The organism is Methylobacterium fujisawaense (assembly GCF_014138435.1).
Lineage (GTDB): Bacteria > Pseudomonadota > Alphaproteobacteria > Rhizobiales > Beijerinckiaceae > Methylobacterium > Methylobacterium fujisawaense.
Genome location: NZ_JACJIM010000005.1, coordinates 328,742 through 355,584, shown reverse-complemented (window position 1 = coordinate 355,584; position 26,843 = coordinate 328,742). Strand labels below are relative to the sequence as shown.

Here is a 26,843-nt window from a genome sequence, read left to right as displayed (position 1 = left end):
CTCTTACACAAGCCTCCCCCTGCGACGGCGTCTGGGTGACCTTCACGGGATGTCCGCCACCGCGACAGCGCCAGCCCCGACGAGGGCGCAAGGACGGATCGCCGGCCAGACCCACCATGCGCCCGATGGGCATGCCGAACGGCAGGTGGCTCTGATAAGCAGTCCGGGCGGAGACACGCGGCCGCGTCACCGACCCTCGCGCAGGTCGGACCGGCCCGAAGCGAGCGGGATCCAAAACGCCATGGCAGGGATCGTCGAGATGCAGAACAGCCCCGGGGTCGACCGCATCCCCGTCGCGGTCAAGCAGGCCTGTCCGACGATCTGGATCAACCCGGCGGTGGCCGACAGTGCGTCCGTCCTCCCGGATCTGGCGCTGGGCAGAGCCGACGTCGACGGTGCGGTGGCACGCTGGCAGCGCTTCGCACCGTTGCTGACGCGCCTCTTCCCGCAAGAGGTGTCAGGCCGAATCGATTCACCGCTGATCCCGCTGGCGGCCGGCTTGTCCGACACCATCCTGCGTGGAGCGGGGGGCCGTGTGCTGGTCAAGGCGGACCATGCATTGCCGGTGACGGGCTGCATCAAGGCACGCGGCGGCGTCTACGAGGTCCTGGCCTACGCCGAGGCGCTGGCCGCGCAGGCCGGACTGCTCGCCGAGGGCCGATCCTATGCGGCCTTCGCGGACCCGGAATTTCGCGACCTGTTTGGCCGTCACATCATCGCGGTCGGCAGCACCGGCAATCTCGGCTTCAGCGTCGGACTGATGGGACGGGCGCTCGGCTTCGCGGTGGAAGTCCACATGTCGCACGATGCCAAGGCCTGGAAGAAGGAACGCCTTCGGGAACTCGGCGCCCGCGTGGTCGAGCATCGCGGCGATTACGGTGCGGCGGTCGCGGCGGCGCGCAACGCCTATTCCGGACGCGGCGACGCGCATTTCGTCGACGACGAGGACTCGGTCGAGCTGTTCCTGGGCTATGCGGCCGCGGCCCTCGACCTGGAGCGCCAGCTCGCTGCAGCCGGGATCCCGGTTGGACCGGCCCATCCCCTGTTCGTCCATCTGCCCTGTGGCGTCGGAGGCGCGCCGGGTGGTGTCGCCTTCGGCCTGAAGCTGCTGTTCGGTGATTCCGTGCATCCGGTCTTCGTCGAGCCCGTGGCGTCGCCCTGCATGCTGGTTCAGCTCGCGGCGGGGCTCGAACGGCCGGTGAGCGTCTACGATGTCGGTCTCGACAATCGCACCGCCGCCGACGGGCTGGCGGTCGCCTCCGCGTCCATGCTGGTCGCTCGCACCCTCGAGAAGCTTGTCCGGGCCGTGGTCACGGTCCCCGACGATGCGTTGTATCGTTGGCTCAAGATCCTCTGGACGGAGGCGGGTATCCGCCTGGAGCCTTCCGCGGCGGCCGGCTTCGCGGCGGCGGGACGTTTTGCACAGATCATCCCGGCGGAGACGCGCGCCGCCGCAACCCACGTCATCTGGACGACCGGTGGTGCGCATCTCCCGGCCGAGGAGTTCGAGGCGGCGCTCGCCCGCGGCTGAGGGGCCTTCCCCGGGGCGGATGCCGACGTCGCGCGCCCCTTCGAACAGGGCTCGACGATCAGTGCCGGGTGGATACGCTCTCCGTCCCCGACCAGGGTGCCGCGAGGTAGACGGCGTCCGCCACTGGGACGCGGCCCGCCGCCTCGCCGCGCTCCCGAGACGCGACGATCATTCCATCAGATCGGTCAGGGCCCCGATCTCGTCGTCATTCTTCCAGACCGTCTCGCAACCGATCACCTTCTCGGTGGCGTCGATCGTCAGCTGGAATTCAGCGGGGACCCGCTCCGTGCCGACCAGCCGAAGGCGCACGCCCCAGCGGGACATGTCATGGACCACACAGGGTATCGTCGGGTGACCCGCGACCGCGATGCGTCCGTGCAAGTTGACTGATACGCGCCGGGCGCTTCGCTCTTTGATCATGACAGCTCGACCCCAAACAGGGTCAAGCTAGTGGCGAGGGCTCAAAAAGGTCTTCACGGATTCATTCGAATTGCCGGAATGGGCCTGCCATGACGGCTGCGGCCCGCCGCCGACCTCACGCACGCAGAAGTCTAAGGATAGGCGTGCCGGCGTGCGCGTTCGAAGGCATCCGCGCAGGCCTTGTCGAAGAGCCTGCACGGCGCTGGCGCATCGCCGGGTTCCGCCAACATCGGCTGACCGCGGATGTCTCCGGCTGAATGCACTTGAGAATATCGCGACCGCGGATCGAAATAGGGATCCGACGTGTAGCTGCTCATGAACGCGCCCCCTGCCGCCATCTCGCTCTCCGCACGCGCGGACCCGACCAAGCGCAGCAGCGTCAAGGCCAGGATGAGGAGCCCCAGGTATCGTCCGCCCACCGGCTTAACTCCTCGTCGAGCCTGACATCATCAGCACAGACGCCGATCGATCGGCGTCTTCATTCCGCCCCGGAGCGGCGGTGACGGGGGCCGCTCAGGTGTCCGAGAGGTTCGCTCGCCGCCATGGCACGGGGTGAGCGGACAGGCCGCAACCCGGCCGAAACGAGGCCCTGCGGTTCGATCACGCGAGACATCGGAGCCACCCCGGCACCCCGGCACCCCGGGTCGCGTGGCACGGGCAGCCCCGCGATACGCGGCAATGGCACCGGATCGGTCGGAGCGGCGCCAGAATGATCGTGCAGGATGTGCAAGAGACGCAATTAAATAAGTCTTCTGGCAGTAAAAATTCAATTTTTTTCCAAAATACCTTTTAATTTTCGACCGGCGCGCCGCCATTGGCGTCCGGTGCCGTAGCACATCGCCGGTATGGAGCCCGGCGATCTTTAAGAGAGCTGGGGCGTTTTTAATTTCTTGAAATCCGCTTTAGATTGTCGTGTCGAATTCATTCGAAGAGTGTTTCAGCAAAAGCTATATCTCTTCCGCGCCGGGCATTCGCCCTGTGTTCTCTCTGTAAACGAGGCGTGATCTGCTCGATATTCCCGCGGCTTGGCCGCACGGGACGCGGGCCGGATCATGATGGAAGATCCGACAGGCCACATGGAACTCGTCCGGTTCGCCCTGAAGTTTCGCAAGAGCTTCTATGTTCTTGCCGTCCTGATGTTCCTCGCGGGCGTCGGCTCCATTGCCGTAGCCCCCAAGGACGTCCTTCCCGCCGTCGACATACCGGTTGTGGTCGTGGTGTGGACCTACAACGGCCTCGATGCCACCGACATGGTCCAGCGGATCACGAATTACAGCGAGTTTTCGCTGTCGAGTAACGTGAACAACATCAGGCGGATCGAATCGACCTCGATCCAGGGCACCGTGACTGAGCGGATCTACTTCGATTCGGCGGTCAGCATCGATCTGGCGATGACCCAGGTCGACTCGGCCATGAACGCGATCCGCTCGCGCATGCCGCCGGGCGTGCAGCCCCCCGTCATCATGCGCTTCTCCGCCTCCTCGGTGCCGGTCATCCAGATGGCGCTGTCGTCATCCAAGCTGCCGCTCACCAAGGTCTTCGACTACGCGCAGTACCGGACCCGCCGGCGGCTCGCCGAGGTGCCGGGCTCCACGCTGCCGTCGCCCTATGGCGGCGCACCGCGTCAGGTCATGGTCGATCTCGATCCCGCCAAGCTGCGCGCGATCGGCATGACGCCGCTCGATGTCCTGAACGCGGTCCTCAAGCAGAACCTCGTGGTGCCCTCCGGGCTCGCGAAGATCGGGACGCAGCAATACACCGTGCGCCTGAATTCGAGTCCGCAGCTGGTCGATCAGCTCAACCGCATTCCCATCAAGGTCGAGAACAACCAGCCGGTTCTGCTGCGCGATGTCGCCCATGTCCGGGACGGTTCGCCGCCGCAGATCAACATCGTCCGCGCGGATGGGCACCATTCGGTCCTGCTGCAGGTCCTCAAGAACGGCGCGGCCTCGACCCTGGACGTCGTGAATGCCGTCAAGGGCGCCCTGCCCGACATCCACGCGGCCGCGCCGAAGGGCATGACGATCACGCCGCTGTTCGATCAGTCGGTCTTCGTCTCGGACGCCATCTCCGACGTGGTGCGCGAAGCGGTGATCGCGGCCGGCCTCACAGGCCTCGCGATCCTGCTGTTCCTGGGGTCGTGGCGCTCGACCATCGTGGTGCTCGTCTCGATCCCCCTCTGCATCCTCACCTCTCTGTCGATCCTGGTCGCCCTGGGCCAGACCATCAACGTGATGACCCTGGGCGGCCTCGCCCTGGCGGTGGGTATCCTGGTGGACGATGCCACCGTGGCGATCGAGAACACCTACCGGATGTTCGAGGAGGGCTTCTCGTTCAGGCGCTCCGTGGTCGAGGGCGTCGCCGGTATCGCCAAGCCGGCCCTGATCTCGACGCTGGCCATCTGCTCGGCCTTCTCGGCGGTCTTCTTCCTCACCGATGCGCCCCGCTACCTCTTCGTCCCGCAGGCCGAGGCGGTGGTCTTCGCGATGCTGACCTCGTACCTGCTGTCTCGGACGCTGGTGGCGATCCTGATCGACGTCCTCGTCGCCCCGGAATACGCGCAGCATCACGGCGGGTCGGAGGCGGGGCCCGAAGAATCCGCGGCGCCCCGGCGCCGCTCGGTCCTCGGGCGCGTGCTCGGCTTCGCGGTGCGGCCGCTCGTCTGGGCGTTGCGGTATCCGGTGCGCGGCGCCCTCGCCTTCCGGGCGGCCTTCGAGCGGGGCTTCGCGCGGTTCCACGCCGGCTATGTTGGACTGCTCTCCGCCGTGATCAGCCACCCGGCCCGCGCCCTGGTCGGCGTGATGGCCGTCTTCGCGGTGACCGCGGCGATCTTTCCCTTCGTCGGGCAGGATTATTTCCCGCAGATCGAATCCAGCCAGATGACGTTGCACATCCGCACGCGGCCCGGCGAGCGGATCGAGCAGGCGGAAAAGACCTTCGCGCAGGTCGAGGACGTCGTCAGGCAGGTCGTCCCGAAGGACGAACTCGGACTCATCCTCGACAATATCGGCCTACCGGCATCGAACTACAATTTCGCGTTCATGGATGCCTCCTTCGTCGCCTACAACGACGGGCAGATGCTGATCAACTTGAAAGGCGAGCACAAGCCGATTTCCTTCTATGAAAAGCGCCTGCGCAAGGTTCTGCACGAGGCCTTCCCGGACGACATCTTCTACTTCCAGCCCTCCGACATCATCACGCAGATCCTGAACTTCGGAACCGTCGCCCAGATCGACGTTCAAGTGTCCGGACGTCACGACGACAAGGACTTGGCCGTGGCGCGGCATCTCGTGCGCCGCATCGCGGCGGTCCGAGGCGCGGTCGATGTCCACCTGCACCAGATCGTCGACGCGCCGCAGATGTACGTGAATGTCGACCGGAGGCTGGCTTCCGAGATGGGGGTCAGCGAACAATCCATCGCTCAGAATCTGAACGTCTCGCTCTCCGGCTCATTCCAGGTCAGCCCGAACTTCTGGGCCGATCCGAAGTCCGGGATGCCCTATCAGCTCTGGGTCCAGACGCCGGAATGGCGCAACGCCGATATTCATCAGCTGATGAATACGCCGGTCTCCGTCCATGCGAACGGGCAGGACAAGCCGGGCATTCCGATCCTGCTGTCGAACATCGCCACGATGCAGCGGCAGCCGGAGCAGACGGTCATCAACCACGTCAACCAGCAGCCGACCCTCGACATCCTCGCCAACGTCCAGAACGCCGATCTCGGCAGCGTGCGCACCGCCGTCGACCGGATCGTCGCCGACGAACAGGCTCAGCTCCCGGCGCCGGACAGGATCCTGGTCCGCGGCCAGATCGAGAGCATGGAGAGCGCGTTCTCGCGGATCGAGCTCGGGCTCGGCATCGCCCTTGTGGCGGTCTACCTGCTGCTCGTCCTGAACTACCAGACCTGGGTCGATCCCTTCGTGGTCATCGCGGCGCTGCCGCTCGCCTTCTGCGGCATCGTGATGAGCCTGTTCATCACCAGCACGGCGTTCTCGATCCCGGCCCTGTTCGGGGCGATCATGTCGGTCGGCGTCGCGAGCGCGAACTCGATCCTGCTCGTCACCTTCGCCAAGGAGCATCGGGAAGCCACCGGCTGCTCGGCCCGCGAGGCCGCCCTCATGGCCGGGCATACCCGCCTGCGGCCTGTGCTGATGACAGCGTCCGCCATGTTCCTGGGCCTGATCCCCATGGCGATCGGCGCCGGCGAAGGCGCCGAGCAGAACGCCGCCCTCGCCCGCGCGGTGATGGGCGGGATCGGGATGGGAACCGTGTCGACGCTGCTGTTCGTCCCCCTCCTCTACACCCTGCTCCGGCGTCAGCCGATCAAGCCCCTCGAGGATTATTGATGACCGCTTTCACCGACCCTCCCGAAGCCGGCGCCGAGCCTGCCGCGCGGGCGCACCAGCACGCGCTCGAGGTCGATCCGCTGCGGCGGGACGAGGCCGGGGAGACCCTGGCCCAGGCCGCGCCACCGCCGCCGCGCAAGCGGCCCTTCCTGGTGGCGTTCCTCGCCCTCGGCAGCGCCCTCGGGCTCGGCGCGTGGCACCATTGGGACGTCTATCAGGCGTCGCTGGAGACCCAGGCCGAGGCCGTGGACTTCGTGCCTACGGTCCGCACCGGCCCAGCGACCGTGGATGACGGGCCCATGCGGCTGACACTGCCGGGGCAGACCGAGGCGTTCGACCATGCCGATATCTTCGCCCGTGCCACCGGCTACATCGCCGAACGCAAGGTCGATATCGGCTCGCGGGCGAAGAAGGGCGATCTGCTCGTCCGCATCGCCGCACCGGACCTGGATCAGCAGGCCCGGCAGGCGGAAGCCCAGCTCGGTCAGTTCAAGGCCCAACTGGCGGTGGCGCAGGCGGACGTGGAGCAGGCCAAAGCCAACGTGACGCTCGCCAACGTCACCGACGCGCGCACCGCGACCCTGGCCGGTCAGGGCTGGGCGTCCAAGCAGAATGCCGACCAGACCCGCGCCGGCATGCTGACGGCCACGGCCTCCCTTGCCGCCGCGCAGGCGAAGGTGAAGGTCGCGGAGGCCAACATCACCGCGCAGCAGGCCACCGTCGAACGGCTCCGCACCCTGACGACCTTCGAGAACGTGGTCGCGCCCTTCGACGGCATCATCGTCGCCCGCAAGGTCGACGTCGGCGACCTCGTCCATGGCGATGCCGGCAGCGGGACGCCGCTCTTTTCGATCGACAGCATCGATGTCCTGCGCGTGACCGTGCAGGTGCCGCAATCGGCGGCGGTGGGCATCCATGATGGCGTGAAGGCGCGCGTTCAGGTTGCGCAGATCCCGGATCGCACCTTCGCGGGCACGGTGTCGCGCAGCTCGGTCGCCCTCCAATCCTCGGTCCGGACGCTCGACACCGAGGTGGACGTCGCCAATCCGGAGGGAACGTTGCGACCGGGCCTCTACGTCGCCGTGACCTTCGAGGTCCCGCGCATGCACCCGCGCGTGGTCATCCCGTCCGAGGCGCTCATCTTCGACGCAGGCGGAACGCAGGTCGCCGTGGTCGGCACGGACGACATTGTGCATCTCCGGCCGATCACGATCGCGCGGGATCTCGGCACCCGCCTCGAGCTGCGCAGCGGCCTCAGCAGCGGTGAAATGGTCGTCCTCAACCCGCCTGCCGACCTCCGGGAAGGCGGCCGGGTCGTTCCGAAAGGCCCCACCGCTTCCCGGATCCCCACAGCCAAGCTCTCCGAGCAGGCGAGCGCGGAGTGAGGCGCATGGTTCAGATCCCGCGCTCACCTGTAAGCTTTGCCGAACCGATGATGCAGAGCGATAGCCCCGCGCCGTCCCCATTTGACTCCGGAACCGAAGAGGATATTTCCGACACCTCCTCCGAGCTGCAGGAGACCAAGCAGAGCCGACGAATACAAAATAAGAAGGAAAAACGGATGGCCAGCGTATTGGTGGTAGAGGACGACCGGCGGGTCGCGGCCGAGATCGGATCGGCACTCGCGGAATACGGATTTCAGGTTGACGAGGCCCCAAGCGGCAGTATCGGATTACGCAAGGCCCTCGACGGTAAATTTGACGTGATCGTTCTGGACCGGATGCTTCCGGAGATTGACGGCCTGTCGCTGCTGACCAAGCTGCGCGCCGCCAAGGTCTCGACGCCGGTCCTGATCCTCAGCGCCCTCTCGGCCGTCAACGAGCGCGTCGACGGCCTGCGCGCCGGCGGCGACGATTACCTCGCCAAGCCGTTCGAGTTCATCGAACTCACCGCCCGCGTCGACGCGCTGGCCCGCCGCAAGATGGCCGCCGAGGCGGTCAACGAACTCGTCGTCGGCGACCTCCGCCTCGATCTGATCGACCGCGTCCTCTACTGCGCCGAGCGCGAGATCGAACTCCTGCCCAAGGAATTCGCGATCATCGAGTTCCTGATGCAGAACGCCGGCACCCTCGTCAGCCGGAAAATGATCTTCGAATCCGTCTGGGGCTACAGCTTCAATCACCAGTCGAGCGTCATCGACGTCCATATCGGCAAGATCCGCAAGAAACTCGATCCCGACGGGCTCAACCCCCGCATCCATACCGTGCGCAACACAGGCTTCATCCTCCGTGCGCCTGCTTGAAGTCCGGCGCACGAGCGGCTTCCGGGTCGCCTGCCTGTTCTTCGCGACCTTCGGAACCGCGTCGCTCGCGCTGTCGGCCTTCCTGTACGTCGACACGCGCAGCTACGGCCGCAAGGCCGCGTTCGAATGGGTGGGATGGGAGTCGAAGCATCTTCTGGGGCTGTCCCCGCGCGCGCTGCGCGAACGGATCGACGCCTCCGAGGATTTCGCCGAAGGCGGCCGCCCGCTGGTGCTGTTCGGGCCCGATCAGACGCGCCGGGCCGGCGCACCGATCCCCTTCCCGGTCACGGCGCCGGTTGGCCGGCCGTTCATCCTGTCACAGCCGACGGACCACGGCACCCGCGCGCTGTTCAGCCAACTCACGGAGCTGCCAAGCGGCGAGTATGTCCTCGTCAGCCGGTCTGCCAAGGATCTGGAGACCCTGGAAAAGGCGCTGGTCGAGACCTTCGTCTGGGGCATGATCGCCACCATCGTCATCGGTCTGATCGGCGCCGTGGTCTTCGGGGCCGGCTCCCTGCGGCAGAACGATGCGATCACCAAGGCGGTGGAGCGCATCATGCGGGGCGATCTGAGCGAGCGACTGCCGACGCGCGGCGTCTCGGCCGACCTCGCGCACCTCACGCGTGTGGTCAACGACATGCTGGATCAGCTTCAGCGGCTGATGCTGGAGATCAAGGGTGTCAACGAGAACATCGCCCACGACCTGCGGACTCCGCTGACCCGGGTGGTCGGCACGCTGGAACGGTCGCTGCGCAAGGCCGACAGCGTCGAGGCCTTCCGGGCCTGCAACGAGGACGTGCTTGCCGAGGTCAAGTCGATCGTCGTGCGCTTCTCGGCGCTGCTGCGGATTTCGGAGATGGAGGACCGGCTGCGCCGATCGGGCTTCACCGAGGTCGATCTCGGGCGTTTGCTCGAGGACGCCGTCGAGTATTACGAGCCGCTGGCCGTGGAGCGCGGCATCCGGATGCGCTGGGAGCGGCCGGACGGGCCCTGCCTCGTGGAGGGTGATCGCAGCCTGATCTTCGAGGCGGCGAGCAACTTGATCGACAACGCCTTGAAGTTCACCCCGGCCGGCGGAGAGGTCGCGGTCACGCTGCTCCAGCATCCGGCGGCCATCCGCGTCGTCGATACCGGCTGCGGCATCCCAGCGGACGAACTCAGCGCGGTGCGGGCGCGGTACCGTCGCGGCGCCTTGAAGACCGACAAGAGCGGCTTCGGGATCGGCCTGAGCTTGGTCGATTCCATCGCGCGGCTCCACAGTGCCACCTTCGACATCGCCAGCGACGGGGCCGGCTGCTGCGTCACCTTCCGATGGGCCCGCACGGTCGCGAACACGCCGTCCATCGACCTTGTCCCCGCCCCTGCCCTGTAGTGCCGCCGCGCCCGGCCACTTCCCGTCGTCAGGAGCGCCGGGCGCGCGGAGCCTCCAATGCGGCGTCTCAGTAGGACGACCGCCCGTGTCGACGCTCGCGGGCGTTGTAGCGGCTCCACTGAGGATTGGCCGGGACCGTCCCGATCGAGGCGGGCCGCTGAACGGCCGCGCTGTAGCCGGTCGCGCCTTCCCACATGCCGCCGGCTTTGTCGTTGCCCTCGGAGGCGGACCACGCGTCGAGACCGCTGCCGTTTGTCCGGATGATGAGGCTCGGATCGATCGACGGACCTCCATCCTGCGCGAACGCCGGAGCCGCGATCAGCATGGCGCCCATGGAACAGGCCAGGACAATGTTCTTCATGATAATCTCCCGTCTTTGTTCTGTCGCGAACCGGCGACGTGAGTAATACATGCAGCACAGACGGTTTAAATGCTATATTTTATTGCAGAATAATTCTTTCGCTCTTTGTTTCGGCTTCAATCTTGAAAGGATTTTTGAATTTTTGACATTGGCGAAGGCGGAGTGCAGCGCGAACGGCGTTCGAGCCCGCCGCGTCGGGATCGCGGACGCGGCCCTCTGCATGGGGTTTGCTGGCATTTGGCTCGGTGAACGAAGCGACGGCTTTTCGGGCCGACAACGCCCGACAGTTGCGCAACACGCCTGTGCGGCTTGAGACGCTGTGCGGGGTGGCGCTCGAAGGCCTGCAAAATCCGGTCTTTGACCCGGGAGATGGCGCAGGAGATCGCTCATCTGGATGCCGGCCGGCATCGAACATGAAAAAGCCGACCGGTTGCCCGGTCGGCAGAGTCTTTTGGGTCTGAAGCTTTGGATCAGGTCGGCCCTGCCCTGGTACCCGGGCCCGCCGATCTGAAACCGTAGCATCTGCTCGACCGGAGGCGAAGCGAGCCGCCGAAGAGCTGTATTGGTTGTAGCTCATTCCTCGGCAGTATCAATTAAAAGAAGTTTTATTTGCCGAACAAAAGCGAAAATTTCCAAGCGTCTTCCGGTCAAACAGAAGCCCAGCCGAATGGCTGGGCTCGGGATTTCTTGTTGTGAGTGGTTGCGCGCGTCGCTGGTGCTCAGAAGTCCCGCTGCACGCGGAAGCGGAACTGGGCCGCGTCCTGAGAACTCACGTAGCGCAGCGCGTTCTTCGAGATGTCGGGCGTCACACCATTGTTGAGGGCGGTGCGGATGTACTCACCTTCGACCCCGATATCCAGGTCCTTCACCGGAGTCCAGATCAGGCTCGCGCCGGTGATGATCTGGTTGTTTCCTCTCAGGACAGGGCTTGTGGCGAAGGCCAGGGCATTGGAGGCACTGGCGCCGGCCGGTGCGAAGCCGAAGCCCAGGAGGCCGAGGGCATTGCGGCCCTTCGAATTGTAATCGATCTGAGCGTAGCTTCCGAAGAAGGCCGACCGCCAGGCCGGTGACCAGTAGTGGAGCATCGACGCGACGGCCGAAAATGACGTCGACAGCTCGAGACGGCCCGTGGTGGGGTTGAGGACCGCATCGGCGTAGTATTGGGCGAACGAGCCGCCACCCACGGGCGCTGCGCCGAGGGCATCGTACGGAGCCGTGTAGTTCGAGATGCCCGTATAGGCGATGGCACCCTGGCCGTAGGCGCCCTGAAGGTACAGCGTATCGCCCGTCGCGATGAACGGCAGATTGACCTTCAGGCCGCCCTGGACCGCCCATCCATAGGCGTTCGACGCGCGTCCCGTGGGCGATATGCCGAGACCGGTGGTGGCCGTGGTGATGCCCCCCACCGTGCTTCCGGCATCGCCCGCATTGATCTCGTGGACGGCGGCCGACACCTGGGCGGATCCCCAGGCCTGATCGATGCGTGCCACGCCGATGAAGTCGGGCATCCGGCTTTTCTGGGTCACATCGACGAAAGCCACGTTCCCGGGACCGACCACGATCGGCGCGAGGAAGGTCGCGGGCGTGAACGGGTTGAAGGCGTTGCTGTAGCCCGCGAACCCGCCGCCCGCCGTGAAGGCGCCGACAGCGGCCCCAGTGCCGAAGATCGGGAAGCGGCGATAGACCGGGTCTTCCATGGAGGCCGTCAGGGTGACGCCGTTCCCGAGCGTCGCCGAATAGGCGAGCAGGTTCGTGCTGAACGTGTCGGATCCGGCCGTTCCGCCGATCAGCTCGAAGTCGTGGGCATAGAAGTCGAAGAACGAGGAGGCGCGGCCCGCGGTCAGGCCGGCGAATTGAATGAACGCCTTGTCGGCGTTGATGTAGGTTTGCGTGCGCCCGAACGCGTCGGCGCCGAGTCCGGCGATCGCCAAGCTCTCGCGCTGCCTCGATCCGGAGGTCAGGAACGGGCCGCTGCGGTTGGCGACGTCGACCCGCAGGAAGGCTCTCAGGGTTCCGTAATCGGTCTGGGTCCGCGCATCGAGGTTGATCCGCATCAGGCCCAGATATCCGGTCAGGTCGCCGCCACCGCCGGTGCGGACCTTGCTGGTCTGATACAGGAAGTCATACCGCGCCCTGCCGGATATGCGGAGGCAGGTATCAGTGCCGGGAATATAGAAAAAGCCCGCTCCGTACGCGTTGCAAACGCGCACGAATTCGACTGGCGCTGACTTCAAGGTCGGCAAATCTGCGGCTTGTGCGCCTGCAATCGGAAGCATCAGAGCTGAAGAGCCCAGTAACAGCGCCTTGATTTTGGTCATGGTGTCCCCGCATCCGACGCCGTGGCCATGGAGGTGCCAGCGTCAACCCAATGATCCGCGTTCACGCGCGTGCGGGATGACCGGCACGATGCGACGTCGCAGTGTTTTGGAGATTTGGCCGGCCTATCGATCGGCAGCTTGACCGTATCTATCAAGTAATGATTTTACAAATAAATTAGACTTGTATTTTTCAACTACAATTCGGTTCCTTAAATTTGTTTTTGTATCTGAATCTTGAAACGACGACGAAGCGCGGGGCTTTGCGGTTGCGACGTTTCCGCGGCCAGGCAAGGTCCTGCTCAGGGGGAAGCCGCGGACGGGATCGCCGATCGTCCGGGTGAGCGGCGGCGCCACGGCGCCTGTCCGTCGTCGCGATGTCACGCGCAACCATCGAAACGGATCGCCGTCCGCGCCCCGCGTTCCCGCCGGCGGCCCCATCGGTCCGGGGAGACCGAAAGCCTCTGCGGTCATGCTCTCGAGGGAGGCGCTGACGCTCCTGAGCGTGCATTGGACCGAATGCCGTGCCGATCTCGCTCGATGGCCGGCCCGCCCTACCAGCCGGACGGAGCAGGCCGGCAGGATGCGACATGGATCCGCCGGCCATTGCCCGCGGGCATCAGCGGACCCCGAATGGAAACGATGGCGCAGCCGATGCGATCGGTCGCCGAACCACGATGGCCGGACCGTTTCGCCACGGGGGATTCGGTCGATCGCTCAGGACGGCGCCGTTAAGCATATCCGCGAGGAATCTCGGATTTGAAAGCTCGGCCATATCGCCGGGTGTGGTCTATGATTTACAAAGTCCTAACGCAGGTCGGATAAATTGCGCCGATTGAGCGGAGGATCGAATGTCGGAACCGCTGACCCTCGCGCCCCATCCGCCTCGTGGCGCCGCGGCACCGTCCGAACCGGGCGTGCGCCTCGACCGGCATCCCCGCTCCGATACCGGCACGATCGTCATCCATTGGATCGTCGCCGGCGCGATGGTTGCGAGCCTGCTCACGGGCCTGCGCATCTCGGCCGACGCTCCTGTGGCGCGCACTGCGAAATTCCTGGCCCCGTTTCTGCCGCAGGGCGAAGTCTGGACCGTGCACTTCGTGGCTGGTCTCACCCTGTTCTTCGGGATCACAGCCTATCTCGTCTACCTTGTGCGCGGACGTCTCACGGATCGCAATGGCCTGTCCCGGCTCCGCGCGCTCCGCGTCAGCGGCCGGAGCAAGGCGGCGCGGAAGGCGCGGTGGGGTGGCGTCAACGTCGCCCTGCACTGGCTGATCTATGCCGTCACCCTCGTCCTGACCGGCACCGGCATCGCGCTCTATCTCGGCTATGGCGGCTGGGTCGTCTGGCTGCACGCCACCTGCGCCCTGGGCGCGCTGGCCTACATCGCCATCCACACCCTCGCGCATTTCATGTATGGCGGGCTGTGGCAGCTCCTGCGGCTCTTCCGCCCCGCGCCCCTGGCGGACGGGGCGACCCGCCGCCGTCGGCCCTTGCTGGCGGCCGCAATCGTCGGCCTGCCCGTGGTGGGTTTGCTGGCCTGGGCAGATCTGACGGGTCGCTCCACCCTCGTGGTCGACAAGGTTCCGGTCGGGCCCGACCTGTCGAAGCTCCTCGACGATCCCGTCTGGCGCACCGCCCGACCGGTTTCGGTCCGGACGATGCAAGGCGCCAATTTCGGCGGCACCGGCGAGACCACCGTGGAGATCCGCGCGGTGCGCGACGGGGCGAACGTCTACTTCGCTTTTCGGTGGTGGGACCCCTCCCGCTCGCTGAAGCGCGTCCCGATGATCAAGAAGGCCGACGGCTGGCATCTCCTCGACGCGGACGCCGCCAAGGCGGACGTGACCGGATACTACGAAGACAAGCTCGCCGTGATCTTCTCGCGCTCCGATGCCTTCGGCAGCGGCGGCTCGACCCATCTCGGTGCCCGCCCCCTGCCGGACGCCCCCGCGCCTCTGAACGGCCGCGGCTACCACTACACCACCGACGGCAGCTACATCGACATGTGGCAGTGGAAGGCGGCCCGGGGCGGCATGCTGGGCGTCGTCGAGGACATGCATATCGGGCCGCCCACCGAGCCGACCGCCGCGGAGCGGGCTGTGAAGGGCCGCTACCAGGCGGGCTATTGGGGCGATCCCGGCACAAGCACGTACCGCTACAATTTCCGCTTCGAGGGCCCCGGTGGCTACGAAGGCGCCGTCGAGCCGCTGCGGCTGCCCAAGGACTGGCGGGCCACCGTGGCCAGGCTCGGGACCATCGATCTAGGCCTCGATGCCAGTACCGCGCCGGGTTCGGCTTGGTGGATGGTCGAGAAGACCGAGACGGTTGCCTACTCGGCGGCCGGCGACGCAGAGATACCGGTCGGGACCGTCATGCCGGGTGTACTCATGACAGACGGCTATTCGGGCGATCGGGCCGGAATCTCGGCGGCGGCCGACTGGGCTGACGACCATTGGACCCTGGTGGCCTCGCGCAAGATCGCGACCGGCAGCAAGTACGACGTCGATTTCCTGCCCGGCAGCAAGTTCTTCCTCTACGTCTCGGCCTTCGATCACACGCAGACCCGCCACACGCGGCACATGCGGCCGGTCGAAGTCCTGCTGCGCTGACGCGGGATCGCAGCATGACCGATCGCGTCTCCCTCGTCGTCAATGGCCGGCCCATCAGCGCCGGCGCCGGACAGACCCTCCTCGACGCGGGTCTGGCATCCGGCCAAGCGATCCCGCACGATTGCGCCACCGGCCAGTGCGACACCTGCCGGGTCCGGATCCATTCCGGCTCGGTGGACGATGCCGGGACCCGCATCGGCGACACCGTCCTGGCGTGCCGGGCGCGCCTGACCGCGGACATCGCCATCGAGTTCGACGAGGTTCCCGACGTCGTGCGGCGGGCCGGCATCGTGGACAGCGTGGTCGAGCTCACTGCCGAGATCGTCGAGGTCACGGTCGCGTTGCGCAAGCGGCTGATCTATCTCCCGGGACAGTACCTTCGCGTCTCCTTCGCCGGCCTGCCCGCCCGCGACTACAGCCCGACCCTCCGCGTGGACGGATCCGGCGAGCTGAACGAATTGATCTTCCAGATCCGCCGGCAGCCCGACGGCGTGGTGTCGCCGCAGCTCGGCGGACGGATCGGACCGGGAACCGCCGTGAAGGTCGAGGGTCCGTTCGGAACCGCGTTTCACAGGTTGGGGCGCGGCCGTCTCGTCGTCGTTTCGTCCGGCGTCGGCTTTGCGCCCGCCTGGGCCGTCGCCCGAGCGAGCCGCCTGCGTGAGCCGGAGCGCGACCTGCTCGTCGTGGCCGGCACGCGCGAGCCGCAGAATCTCTACATGCGTCCGGCCCTGGAATGGCTGCGCGACCGGGGGGCGGCGACGATCTTGACGTGCAGCGGTCGCAACCCACCCTCCGACGCCCGAGCCGGGCGGCCGACCCTCCATCTGCCGAGGCTCACACGGGACGACACGGTTCTGGCCGCCGGCGCCCCCGAGATGGTCGCGGCGGTGCAGTTCCTGGCGGCCGCGACCGGTGCGACCTGCTACGCTGATCCGTTCTACGCCGCGACACACAAGCCGGACCGGAGCCCGCCGTCCGACACGAACTTCCTCCAGCGTTTTCTCCAGCGCGTGGCAGGTAATCGGACCGCTAAAACGGATCCGGTCGCCTAGCGGATCGTCAACCACATCTTCAAAGCAACCTAGTTGGTGACTCGAGGTTAAGCATTCGAGACGCATTCTGCGGCAATGGGCCCCATATTCGCGAACGTTCGAAGCGCTACGGCGCTCGCCATTCTCCTTCTGAGCGCGTCGACCGGCGTCCGGGCGGAGGATCTCCCGATCGTGGGTACGGGCGACGGGATCGAGATGCTCCAGGCCGTCGCCGATTCCTACAATGCGGAGCATGGCCAAGCCCGGGTCTCGGTTCCCCCGAGCATTGGTTCCGGAGGGGCCGTGGCGAGCGTGGGCGGTGAGCGCCAGAAGCTCGGGCGGGTCGCGCGTCCGCTCACCGAGACGGAGAAGGCGCAGGGCCTCGTGGAGGTGCCGCTCATCCGAATTCCGACGGCGATCTTCGTTCATCGCGGTGTCGGCGTGGCGACGTTGACGAGCGCACAGGTGGCCGCGGTCTTCTCGGGCGGGATCGACAACTGGAGTGCCCTCGGCGGGCCCGATCTGAAGATCCGGGTGGTCCGCCGCGAGGAGACCGACAGCACGCTGTCGGTGCTCCGGGCGACCATGCCGGGCTGGCGTGATCTCGTCCTGACCAGCCGCTCGAAGACCGCGACCACCACGCAGGACGCGATCGCGACCGTCCGGGATACGCCCGGCGCCATCGGATTCGGCCCTTTCTCTCCGGGTCTGGCAAGCGATTTCACGGTCCTGTCGATCGACGGCAGGGCGCCGCGTGACCCGGGCTATCCCAGCGCGGTGACCCTGGCGCTCATCTACAAGACCGCCACGAAAGACGCGGAGGCGTCGGCGTTCCTCGCCTTCGCAACGTCGGATCGCGCCGGGCAGCTGATGGCGGAGCGGGGCGGCGCCCCGCTCAAGCCGTGACGGGCACCGTCTTCTCGCGATCCCTGCGCGCACGCCTCGTCGGTGCGACGCTCTCGACGGCCGCGATCGCACTCGCGGCTCTCGTTTTCCTCGTGGTTCTCCGCTCCGAGCAGACGTTGCGGGAACAGGCGCAGGAAGTCACGACCTGGTCCGAAACCCAGCTCTCCGATCGCCTCCTGAGCGATGCCAAGCTCGCCGCGGCCCGGCTCGCGATGCAGCGCGAGGATGTCGAGCGCCGCTTCGCCACCATGGCAAAGCGCTGGGATGTGGTGAAGGCTGTGTTCTCCGGCAACACGGTGGCGGCGTCGGAGCTCATGCGGCCCGCCCTCGCCCTGGCGGATGTCGACGGGGCGATCGCCTTCGACGTCAACCTGCGCGCCCTCACCGCCGACCGCGTCGATGCGGATCTCCTCGCCGCCAATGCGGCCTTCGGGACGACGTCCGTCGCCACCGCGTTGCGCGCCGTGATCGCCGGGAACGACCGGGAGCACGCGAACGGGTTTGTGCTGTCCCTGCGCTGGGACGACGGCCTCGCGAAGGCGCTCGCTGCCGAAGAGTCCGGTGCGGTCGCCGATGTCTTCGGCCAGCCGCTGTTCGACGAGTTCGGCGACGTGATCGGCGGACTGGTCGGTTATCGCGTCCTGCGACCGCACGAGCCGACCCTGACCGCCTTCGCATCGCTGAGCGGACGCGACGTGCTGATCCTGTCGGGGCAAAGCCTCCTCTCCTCGGCCGGTGCCGACGTCGCCGCCGCGCGGCTCGGCGACATCTCGGGCGCGGATCTGCACGCCGTCGTCGGAGCCGAGAAGGTCGCGCGCTGCCTTCCTCAGCCTCCGGATCTCCGTCTCTGCGTCGCGGCGCCGCTGCGTGAGTTGCAGCAGCTCACCGGAAAGGTCGTCGGCATCGGCGAGGAGAGTTCCCGCTCGCTCCTCAGGACGCTCAGCGTCGTCGCGGGCCTGACCCTATGCCTTGTCGCCCTGGTCCTGCTCATCCTGTCCAGCCGGATCACCCGTCCGCTGGTGCGCATCACGCAGACGGTGTCCGAGGTGGCGCGCGGGAACTGGCACGTCAGCGTGCCCGATATCGACCGCGCGGACGAGGTCGGCGACATCGCCCGCGCCGTCGTCGTGCTCGAACATTCCCTGTCGGAGCGGGATCAGCTGCGCGACGACGTCTTCCGGCAGAACACGATCCTGACGGAGCGCGAGCGGCAGCTGCAGGAGCAGAACGAGCGATTCGATGCGGCCCTGAACAACATGTCCCAGGGCCTGTGCATGTTCGGCGCCCATGGTCGCCTCAAGGTGTTCAACGCGCAGTTCTGCCGGATCTACAGTATCGCTCCGGGTGCGCTCGAAGCCGAACCGACGCATGCGGATGTCCGCCAGCTGGCCGGTCTTGCGGATTGGTCGGGTCCGGAGAGCCGCCCGCACCGGCGGTCTCTGACCAGGACGCTCGCGGACGAGCGATGCGTCGAGATCACCGTCGAGCCCATGGCGGATGGCGGCTGGGTGGAAACGCATGAGGACGTCACCGCGAGCGTGACGGCCCAAGCCCGGATCGCCCATCTCGCGACCCACGACGCCCTGACCGGTCTCTCCAACCGGGCCCTGCTTGCGGATCGCTTGGCCGCGGCCTTGGCAGGCCATGCGCATGACGGCCGGGCGGTGACCGTGATCTGCCTCGACCTCGACGACTTCAAGGGGATCAACGACACCCTGGGCCACCCGGCAGGCGACGAGTTGCTCCGGCAGGTCGGTCGACGCCTGACCGTGCTCTGCCCGCCCGGCGGCACCGTTGCGCGGCTCGGCGGTGACGAATTCGCCATGGTCCTCTCGGAGGCGGATTTACCGGCCGGCGTTCTCGCGCTGGCGGATGAGGTCCTCACCCAGCTCAGGCGGCCGTTCATCCTCGCCGGACAGTTCGTGTCCGTCGATGCGAGTCTCGGGCTCGCGGTCTCCGCGGCGGACGATGCCGACGGCGACGATCTCCTGCGTCGCGCCGACGTTGCCCTCTATGCCGCCAAGGCCGACGGTGGCCGGCGCGTCCGCGTCTTCGAGCCGGAAATGGAGGAACGCCAGAATCAGCGACGCTGGCTCGAACGGGAGTTGCGGCTGGCGATCGGGACCGACCAGATCGCGCTGCATTATCAGCCGCTGTTCGATCTGGCGACGAACGCGGTGACCAGTTTCGAGGCTCTGGCCCGCTGGCATCACCCGGAGCGGGGCATGATCTCGCCCGGGGAGTTCATTCCGGTCGCCGAGGCGACCGGGCTGATCGACGCCCTCGGCGCTTACGTCCTGCAAAAGGCCTGCGCGGACGCGATGGGTTGGCCGGGCAAGCAGCGTGTCGCCGTCAACATCTCGCCGATCCAGTTCCGCGAAGGCAATCTCGACCGGTTCGTCGAGGAGGTCCTGCGCACGACCCGACTGCCGAGCCAGCGGCTCGAACTCGAGATCACCGAATCCGTGATCCTGAGCCAGGATCAGGCGAGCTTCGATATGCTGACCCGCCTGCGTCGCCTGGGCGTGCGATTCTCGATGGACGATTTCGGGACCGGCTACTCATCCCTGAGCTCGCTGAACACCTTCCGCTTCGACAAGATCAAGCTGGATCAGTCGTTCGTCCGGAATCTCTTGGAGAAGGACGAGGCGGCTGCCATCGTCCACGTCGTTGCCGAACTCGGTCGCAGCCTGAAGATCACCACGACGGCCGAGGGCGTCGAGACGCCGGAACAGCTTGCCCGGCTGCGGGCGAGCGGATTCTCGGAGGTTCAGGGCTATCTGCTGAGCCGGCCGATCCCGGCGGCCGACGTACCCGACTTCATCAACACGCAGAACGCGTTGAACGCCGCGGCCTGAAGGCGCCCTGTGTCTGACGGCCCTCAGCGCTCAAGCGGTTCGCGCGCGCAACGGGGCGATATGGCCCGCTCCGGCTCAGTCCGTCACCCGTTCCACCCGCGACAGCAGACAGCCGGGCCGGGCGGTGTGGATGTTGACGAAGAGCGTCCGCGAGTCGTCGAGGGCGCGTCGAAGCGGCTCCGCGACATCGCCGCCTGGGCAGACCCTTCCGAGGTCGTAGAGACAGAGGTGATCGGCGTCGTAGGCCCGAACGGAGACCAGCGGATTCGCATGAACGATGGGCGCGACCGCGTCGACCGTCTCCGTATACGGGCACTCCCTCTCGTGCAGGAAGATCGGACTCGGGGTCCAGTAGATGCCGAGCGGCTGCCGGAGATCGTAGGATCCCAGCAGCATGCTCTCACCGGCTTTTGCAAGTTTGAGACAATGTCGGCAGGGAAATTGTCCGCTCGCCGTCGCCATGATCCGCCGGATCGGGTTGCCCCGGTCATCGAAGCCCGTGCGACGGAAGCGGTCCGCCGTCGCCGTCTCGATCGGAACACATCGAAATCTCGTCATCTCTCTTCCTCCGCGACCCGCTGTACGGCGCGTCGCAGAGGTGCTGCATCCCGCTTCTTGCTGCGCAATCAGGTCCGCCGAGCAGGTCCCGTGGGGACGATCCGTGAAGGCCCGTGCGCGAGACGGCGACGCGCGCAGCCGCACGCGCTTCAGGCGGGATCCGGATCGCCCGCGTCGAGCGCGTGGCGATAGACTTCGACCGCGCCCTTGCCCTTGAGCGTCACCGCGCCGATCGGCCGGACGCTCCGCCGGTCGGGCAGGCGCAGAAACGCCGCGTGCGACAGATGCAGCGCGGTTCCCTCGCCGAGGCCCGACAGGCGCGCCGCGACGTTGACCGTGTCGCCCCAGAGATCGAACGTGAACTTCGTCCGGCCCACGATCCCACCGACCACCGGCCCGATATGGAGTCCACCGCGGATCCGCCAGCCGGGCTCTCCGGCCGCCGCGACCGCCACCATGTCGGCGGCACATCGGATCGCGGCCGTGACCGGATCGGCATGTTCCCGCAGCAGGTTCGCCGTTGCCATGAAGGCATCGCCGATGGTCTTGATGTTCTCGAGACCCCGCGCCTGCGCGACGACCTCGAACGCTTCGGCCAGGCGCTGGATCTCCGCGACGACGACGTCCGGTGTCTGACCATGGCACCAGGTCGTGAAACCGACGAGGTCGACGAACAGGACGGCGACGTCGCCGAACAGGCGCGGCTTGACCTGTCCGGTCTCCATCAGTTCCGACACGGCCGAGACCGGCAGGATGGCATGAAGCAGTTCGTCGGCCCGCTTGCGCTCACGCTCGATCGTTCGCAGGTGTGCAATCTCGCGATCATGGGCGCGCTTCCGCTCCAGGCACGAGCGGATGCGAGCTTCCAGGATCACCGGCTCGAAGGGCTTCGGGAGGTAGTCGAAGGCGCCGAGTTCGATGCATCGGACGATGCTGCCGATCTCCATCAGCGCGGAGATCATCACCACCGGCGTGTGGCGCCATGCCTCGTGGGCCTTCATCCGTTCGAGCACGGCATAGCCGTCGAGAGCCGGCATCATCACGTCGAGGAGGACGAGGTCGAACGGCTCCTCGCTCAGTCGGTCGAGGGCGGCTCGTCCGTTGGCCGCACGGACGCTCGTGTGGCCCAGGATTTCCAGTTCCTGTTCCAGCAGGTCGAGGTTGAAGGGCTCATCGTCGACGATGAGGATGCGGGCTGGCTCCACAGGTTCTTCTCCCTCCGGCGCGAGACTGCGGCCGGATCGGCCGAGCTCAATCGAGCCAGTGCCGCAACTTGGCGAACAACAGGTCTTCGTCGACGGGCTTGGTCATGAAGTCGTCGCAGCCGGCCGCTCGCGCCCGATCCTCGTCGCCCGTCATCGCGTTGGCGGTGATCGCCACCACGGGGATGGCGGCGGTGGACGTGTTGGCCTTGATGCGGCGTGTCGCCTCCCAGCCGTCGACGAGCGGCAGCGACAGATCCATGAGGATGATGTCGGGCCGGTGGGCGATCGCCATCTCGACCCCGGCAGCGCCGTCGACCGCGATGACAAGCTCGTACGTGTCCTCGAGCAACTGAGTCAGCAGATCACGATTGAGTTCGACATCCTCGACGATAAGTATTCGCTTCATGCGTTGATCCCCGAGGGAGCGGACCGGCGCGCAGGGCGTAGCCGACGGCTCATCGGTCACCGTCGGCCGCCTCGAGCTCCAGGATCGGCAGCACGCGCCGCACCTCGCGGACCAGGGCGGCGCGGTCGAGACCGCTCTTGTCGATCAGCCCGAGCACCCGCTCCCGCAGCATGTCGCGCTCGGCCGTATCCAGGGATGCGGCCGTCAGGACCACGACGGGGATCGTCCGGCCGACCGGATCGGCCTGGAGGGCGTCCAGGAAGGCGAGGCCGTCCATCCGCGGCATCAGCAGGTCGAGCAGGATGACGCTCGGGCGGGCCTGAGTGATACGCTCCAGGCCGGCCGCCCCGTCCGCTACCCAATCGACGGTGCATTGCTCCGCGTTGAGCAGCTGGCGCACGAGGTCGGGAACGTTGGGATCGTCGTCGATCACGAGGATGCGCTCATTGTCGGGGGCGATCCGCGCGAGGGCGCCGATCAGGGCTTCCCGCTCGAACGGCTTCACGATGTAGTCGGTCGCTCCGAGGCGGAAGCCCAGCTCCTTCTGGTCGACGATCGAGATCAGCACGACCGGGATGTCCCGCGTCAGCGGATCGGTCTTCAGCGCGTGCAGCACCTGCCAGCCGTCGGTGCCGGGCATCATGATGTCGAGGGTGATGGCGCGCGGTTGCAGCTCCCGCGCCTTGAGCAACCCGTCCTGGCCGCTCGACGCGCCGATGACCGTGTAGCCGGCATCGGCGAGGTTCTCCTGCAGCAGGTAGACGACGTTGGGATCGTCGTCGATCGCGAGCACGAGCTTGGCGCCCGACCGGGACACCGGCGTTACCGGGAGCGCCGGCCTCGGACTCGGCGGTCCCTCGGCGGCGCCGGCGATCCGCATCGGGATGCTGAGGGTGAAGGTCGACCCCGCCCCTTCCCGGCTCTCGACGCCGATCTTTCCGCCGAGCAGCCGGGCGAGCCGGTGGCTGATCGCCAGACCGAGGCCTGTGCCGCTGTGGGAGCGCGTGGCGCTGTTGTCGACCTGATGGAACTCCTCGAAGATCGCATTCAGCGCGTCGGCGGGAATGCCGATGCCGGTGTCGATCACGGCGAATTCGACACTCTCGCCAACCGGACGGACGCGCAGCGTCACCGATCCGGCCTCGGTGAACTTGATGGCGTTGCTGAGCAGGTTGATGAGGATCTGCCGCAGCTTCTCCTCGTCGGTCCGGAGGGTCGCGGGCGTATCCCGGACATCCCGAACGAGCTGCACGCCCTCGTTCTTGACGAGGGGCTCGACCGTCCTGAGGCAGAGGTCGAGGACCGGCTCCAGCGTGAAGTCGGACGGTTTCACCTCCATCCGTCCCGCTTCGACCTTGGCGAGATCGAGGATGCTGTTGATCAGCGAGAGAAGGTGCTCTGAACTCGCCAGGATCTTCTCGAGATTCTCGAACTGCTTCACCGGCAGGGCGTCCTTCGCCCGGCGCATCACCAGCCGGGTGAAGCCGATGATCGCATTGAGCGGCGTGCGCAATTCGTGGCTCATATTGGCCAGGAAGCTGCTCTTGGCGCGGCTGGCTTCCTCGGCCGCCTCCTTGGCCTGCCGCAGACGTTCCTCGGCCTGCTTGCGCTCGATCACCCGCCCCAGCTGCGCGCCGATATTGCTCATCACCCGCAGCAGCGACGCGTCCGGCGGCGATGCATCGCGGGCGAAGAATTCCAGCACCGCCACCACCTCGCGCCCGACTGTCACGGGAAAGCCGAAGCCCGCCCGGATCCCGTCCTGCGCGGCCGCCGGGGCGCGGGGGTCTCCGGCCAGCGTCGGATCGCCGAGGGTCCATTCGGGAGCCCCGGAGAGCAAGACGCGACCGGCGAGGCCCGTTCCCGGACCGAGCGGCGTCCCGGCCGTCGCCGCGCGCAACCGGGCGAACCCTTCTGGCGTGTCGCAATGCCAGATCCCCGTCGGCAGGAGGGCCCGGCTTCCGTCATCGGCGCGGGTGTAGGCGTGGCCGAGGGGCCAGCCGGCATGGTGCGCGACGCGTTCCAGACAGAAGCGCAGGGCCTCCGCCACCGTCGGCGCCTCGTTGGCGGCTGCGGCCGCCGCCTGGAGCAGCTCGACAAAGGCGGTCTGCTTCCGAAGCGCCAGCTCGGCTTCCTTGCGCTCCGTGATGTCGCTCCACGACTCGACCACCTCGACGGGCCGACCGTTTGGATCGCGCAGGAGGCGCTGCTCGTCCCGGACCCAGCGATAGGTGCCGTTCGCATGCAGGAACCGGTATTCGATGACGTTGTGACCCTGATCGAGCAGATGCGGGAATTCGGCGAGGACGCGCTCCCGGTCTTCGGGGTGCAGCCGCTCCAGCCAGAATTCCGGTCCGGCCAGATAATCGCCGGGCTCGTAGCCGAGGAGATCGCGTACATTCTCACTGATGAAGGTCGGCGCGTTGCGGCCGCCCACCTCGAAACTGCAGATCATCGACGGGGACGCGGTCAGCAGGTAGGTCAGCCGGCCCTGCGTCGCCCGGAGCGCCTGCTCGGCACGCTTGATCTCGGTCACGTCGGTATAGACGGCAACGACGCCGCCGTCGTTGATCTTGCGCTCGCTGACCTGGACCCAGCGGCCGTCGACGCGCTGCTGGAGGAGCGGCCCGCGCGGTGCGCGATAACGGGCGATCCGCTCCGCCAGCCATGCCTCGACCGTCGTCCCGTCCGCGCGCACGATGCAGGTCTCGGCGACGGCTCGGGCGATGGCCGCGAACGTCACGCCCGGGACGATGATCGCCGACAGGCCGGGATGGAAATCGTGGAAGTGCCAATTGCAGAAGACGAGGCGGTCGTCCGAATCGAACAGCGCGAACCCCTCCGAGCTGCTCTCGATGGCCTCGATGAGCTTGTGCCTGGCGACGCCGTCCTCGGGCGATCCGGCGGTCCGGATCGCGGCCCCCACCGCATCCGGAGACGTCTCGAACGGGGACCCGGCCGGCGTGTGAGACATGGCTCGGACCACCCTGACGACGACGCTTCGAGGGCGCCGCGGCTTGCCGCGTGAGGCCGGACACACGCGTTGTCCGAAGCCTGGCTATTCATTATTCGATACCGTTACATGGTCCAATTGTCGGATCAAGCGGCGTCAGAACTGCTGTCGCGTTGCGGTGAACGATGTGCCCACAGGTATGGCCGCTCGTAACAGACCGTCGATTTCAGCCGGTCCGTCACGGCCGCCGATCATCCGTGCCCGCCCCGGACGCATCGGTGCCATGTCTGGGCGAGGCGTCGCGTCGCGTCAGGTACAGTGTATCTTCCGTGAAAACGGAGGAAATAATGGCCTACAAGATCACTTTTCGTAAGGGAAAGCGCGAGAGCTTTACCAAGCTTTGGCCGTGCGACCTTGAGGCGGCGACGGCCTACGCGCTGGCGCAACTGCCCATCCAGCATCGGGAGAAGGGTGCGACGTCGGTGAGCGTGATCTGCGAGCGGACCGGCGACGTCGTGTTCAGTTCGACCGAGCAGCCCGAGACCGAACCGGCATAGGGCCGGTCGCGAGACGGACGATGCAGAGGTCGGCGTCCGCTTCGATGCGGATGTCCGGCCGCGGGCGCGGACGAGCCGCACCGGGAAGGGCCGAATCATGGCTTCAGACGCATCCCGGCCGCAGGGGCCGACGGTTACGTCTTCCGCATGCGCCGACCTGGAAGTCGGCCCGTACAGCTCGCCGCCCTGCTTCCTGCACGAACTCGATCCGAGCTTCCTCGGTCTTGCCACGGCGCCGGCGGCACAGCCGCAGACCACGGCCGCCGACGACGGGACGCCTGACCTCGCAGTCGCTCGCGATCCTGATGACATCCCTACGCCGGATGCTCTGCAGCCGTCTTGGATCCTCACGGCCGACGGGGACGTGATCGCGCCACCGGGCACATGCCCGGATGGAGCTCCCCCATGCAGATCCTCCGCCATATCCTCGCCGAATGTCGGGCCGACCGCGTCTTCGCGCTGATGATCGTCACGCTCGGCGCTTGGTCGGCCATCTCGGTCCTGCTGCTGGCTCTGAACATCCCCGAACCCTTCACCGCTCGATGAGCGCCTCGGTTACGGCGCTCGATTTGGACGACCGGCCCTCCGGAGCGCCGTACTGTCCCGCACCCGGGCGGTCGCCGCAGATTGGCTTGGCCGCGCCCTGCGCCTGCCCCATCGTGCCCGTCGCCGGGCGCTGCCACGCTTGTGGGTTGATCTATGGCGGCATTCGCGGCGAGGCCGCGGGCGTGATCCGGCTGGATCGGGCGCTGTGGCGTGCGCTCTGCCCCGGCGCCGCGCGGCTGACGATGCCGACAGCCTGCGGCGCGTTGCGTGCGAGCTTCGTCGGACGCGCACGATCCTAACGCGACCCTTATAAGTTCCGCCCCGGTCCTCGCTCGAACCCTAACGCGGTTCGAGGCGACACTGATGGTCGGCCAAGGCCGGGTGCGGAACCTCCGCGGCCGGTCCGCCGAACCGGACCTGACCCCCATGCTCGACATCGTCTTCCTCGCCGGAGCGCTCGCCTTCTTCGCCGCCGCGGCCGGCTACGCGGCCGCCTGCGATCGGCTCTGAGAGAGTCCGCCATGACCCTCGATCTCGCCCTCGGCGCCTGCGTGACCGCCGGCCTCCTCGTCTACCTCACCTATGCCCTCGTCCGCCCCGAGCGGTTCTGAGCGGCCCTGACGG

The 26,843-nt window shown here is 66.9% G+C and carries 20 protein-coding genes; 13 read left to right on the top strand and 7 right to left on the bottom strand.

Features of this window, described 5'->3' with window-relative positions:
* Nucleotides 1-241: 241 nt before the first annotated feature.
* On the top strand, nt 242-1,531 hold the full coding sequence (locus GGQ91_RS17500) for a D-serine ammonia-lyase (RefSeq protein ID WP_182592519.1): 1,290 nt from the start codon (nt 242-244) through the stop codon (nt 1,529-1,531).
* A gap of 168 nt (nt 1,532-1,699) precedes the next feature.
* On the opposite strand, the gene GGQ91_RS17495 is transcribed toward GGQ91_RS17500, so the two are convergent.
* Nucleotides 1,700-1,951, bottom strand: coding sequence for a PilZ domain-containing protein (locus tag GGQ91_RS17495; protein WP_053608960.1), 252 nt, complete (start codon nt 1,949-1,951; stop codon nt 1,700-1,702).
* 1,076 nt (nt 1,952-3,027) lie between these two features.
* Between GGQ91_RS17495 and GGQ91_RS17490 the strand changes: the two genes are divergently transcribed.
* The 4 genes from GGQ91_RS17490 (at nt 3,028) to GGQ91_RS17475 (ending at nt 9,911) form a co-directional block, all read left to right on the top strand.
* The gene (locus GGQ91_RS17490) at nt 3,028-6,297 is read left to right on the top strand and encodes an efflux RND transporter permease subunit (protein ID WP_182592518.1); all 3,270 of its coding nucleotides are present in this window, start codon (nt 3,028-3,030) and stop codon (nt 6,295-6,297) included.
* On the top strand, nt 6,297-7,682 hold the full coding sequence (locus GGQ91_RS17485; protein ID WP_182592517.1) for an efflux RND transporter periplasmic adaptor subunit: 1,386 nt from the start codon (nt 6,297-6,299) through the stop codon (nt 7,680-7,682). Before GGQ91_RS17490 ends, GGQ91_RS17485 begins: the two co-directional genes overlap by 1 nt.
* 176 nt (nt 7,683-7,858) lie before the next feature.
* Complete coding sequence (locus tag GGQ91_RS17480) at nt 7,859-8,539, top strand: response regulator transcription factor (protein ID WP_043347627.1); 681 nt, start codon at nt 7,859-7,861, stop codon at nt 8,537-8,539.
* A complete protein-coding gene (locus tag GGQ91_RS17475; protein ID WP_182592516.1) occupies nt 8,526-9,911 on the top strand; it encodes an ATP-binding protein in 1,386 nt (461 codons plus the stop codon). The genes GGQ91_RS17480 and GGQ91_RS17475 overlap by 14 nt, the downstream gene beginning before the upstream one ends.
* A 67-nt stretch (nt 9,912-9,978) precedes the next feature.
* Here GGQ91_RS17475 and GGQ91_RS17470 read toward each other — a convergent pair whose 3' ends face one another.
* Both GGQ91_RS17470 and GGQ91_RS17465 read right to left on the bottom strand, forming a co-directional pair.
* Complete coding sequence (locus GGQ91_RS17470) at nt 9,979-10,272, bottom strand: hypothetical protein (protein ID WP_182592515.1); 294 nt, start codon at nt 10,270-10,272, stop codon at nt 9,979-9,981.
* 719 nt (nt 10,273-10,991) lie between these two features.
* On the bottom strand, nt 10,992-12,590 hold the full coding sequence (locus GGQ91_RS17465; RefSeq protein ID WP_043347634.1) for a porin: 1,599 nt from the start codon (nt 12,588-12,590) through the stop codon (nt 10,992-10,994).
* An 848-nt stretch (nt 12,591-13,438) separates the two neighbouring features.
* Between GGQ91_RS17465 and GGQ91_RS17460 the strand changes: the two genes are divergently transcribed.
* The 4 genes from GGQ91_RS17460 to GGQ91_RS17445 all read left to right on the top strand — a co-directional run bounded on the left by GGQ91_RS17460 (nt 13,439) and on the right by GGQ91_RS17445 (nt 19,994).
* Entirely contained in the window at nt 13,439-15,199 is a 1,761-nt protein-coding gene (locus tag GGQ91_RS17460; protein WP_182592514.1) for an ethylbenzene dehydrogenase-related protein, read from the top strand.
* A gap of 14 nt (nt 15,200-15,213) precedes the next feature.
* Nucleotides 15,214-16,251 (top strand): 2Fe-2S iron-sulfur cluster-binding protein, encoded by a 1,038-nt coding sequence (locus tag GGQ91_RS17455; protein WP_182592513.1) that lies wholly within the window; start codon nt 15,214-15,216, stop codon nt 16,249-16,251.
* A gap of 75 nt (nt 16,252-16,326) precedes the next feature.
* Nucleotides 16,327-17,136, top strand: coding sequence for a PstS family phosphate ABC transporter substrate-binding protein (locus GGQ91_RS17450; protein WP_182592512.1), 810 nt, complete (start codon nt 16,327-16,329; stop codon nt 17,134-17,136).
* Nucleotides 17,133-19,994, top strand: coding sequence for an EAL domain-containing protein (locus GGQ91_RS17445; RefSeq protein WP_182592511.1), 2,862 nt, complete (start codon nt 17,133-17,135; stop codon nt 19,992-19,994). Before GGQ91_RS17450 ends, GGQ91_RS17445 begins: the two co-directional genes overlap by 4 nt.
* A gap of 75 nt (nt 19,995-20,069) precedes the next feature.
* Here GGQ91_RS17445 and GGQ91_RS17440 read toward each other — a convergent pair whose 3' ends face one another.
* The 4 genes from GGQ91_RS17440 to GGQ91_RS17425 form a co-directional block, all read right to left on the bottom strand.
* Entirely contained in the window at nt 20,070-20,456 is a 387-nt protein-coding gene (locus tag GGQ91_RS17440; protein ID WP_279897522.1) for a DUF1203 domain-containing protein, read from the bottom strand.
* A 245-nt stretch (nt 20,457-20,701) separates the two neighbouring features.
* On the bottom strand, nt 20,702-21,757 hold the full coding sequence (locus tag GGQ91_RS28530; protein WP_043755123.1) for an adenylate/guanylate cyclase domain-containing protein: 1,056 nt from the start codon (nt 21,755-21,757) through the stop codon (nt 20,702-20,704).
* A gap of 46 nt (nt 21,758-21,803) precedes the next feature.
* A complete protein-coding gene (locus tag GGQ91_RS17430; RefSeq protein WP_053608966.1) occupies nt 21,804-22,163 on the bottom strand; it encodes a response regulator in 360 nt (119 codons plus the stop codon).
* Between the two features lie 49 nt (nt 22,164-22,212).
* Nucleotides 22,213-25,137, bottom strand: coding sequence for a response regulator (locus tag GGQ91_RS17425; protein ID WP_182592510.1), 2,925 nt, complete (start codon nt 25,135-25,137; stop codon nt 22,213-22,215).
* 326 nt (nt 25,138-25,463) lie between these two features.
* Here GGQ91_RS17425 and GGQ91_RS17420 point away from each other — a divergent pair, with 326 nt between their 5' ends.
* The 4 genes from GGQ91_RS17420 (at nt 25,464) to GGQ91_RS17405 (ending at nt 26,830) form a co-directional block, all read left to right on the top strand.
* The gene (locus GGQ91_RS17420; protein WP_043755118.1) at nt 25,464-25,673 is read left to right on the top strand and encodes a hypothetical protein; all 210 of its coding nucleotides are present in this window, start codon (nt 25,464-25,466) and stop codon (nt 25,671-25,673) included.
* A gap of 405 nt (nt 25,674-26,078) precedes the next feature.
* Nucleotides 26,079-26,219, top strand: coding sequence for a hypothetical protein (locus tag GGQ91_RS17415; RefSeq protein WP_164706328.1), 141 nt, complete (start codon nt 26,079-26,081; stop codon nt 26,217-26,219).
* A 363-nt stretch (nt 26,220-26,582) separates the two neighbouring features.
* Complete coding sequence (locus GGQ91_RS17410) at nt 26,583-26,729, top strand: hypothetical protein (protein WP_158498429.1); 147 nt, start codon at nt 26,583-26,585, stop codon at nt 26,727-26,729.
* Between the two features lie 11 nt (nt 26,730-26,740).
* Nucleotides 26,741-26,830 (top strand): K(+)-transporting ATPase subunit F, encoded by a 90-nt coding sequence (locus GGQ91_RS17405; protein ID WP_020091582.1) that lies wholly within the window; start codon nt 26,741-26,743, stop codon nt 26,828-26,830.
* Nucleotides 26,831-26,843 lie beyond the last annotated feature (13 nt).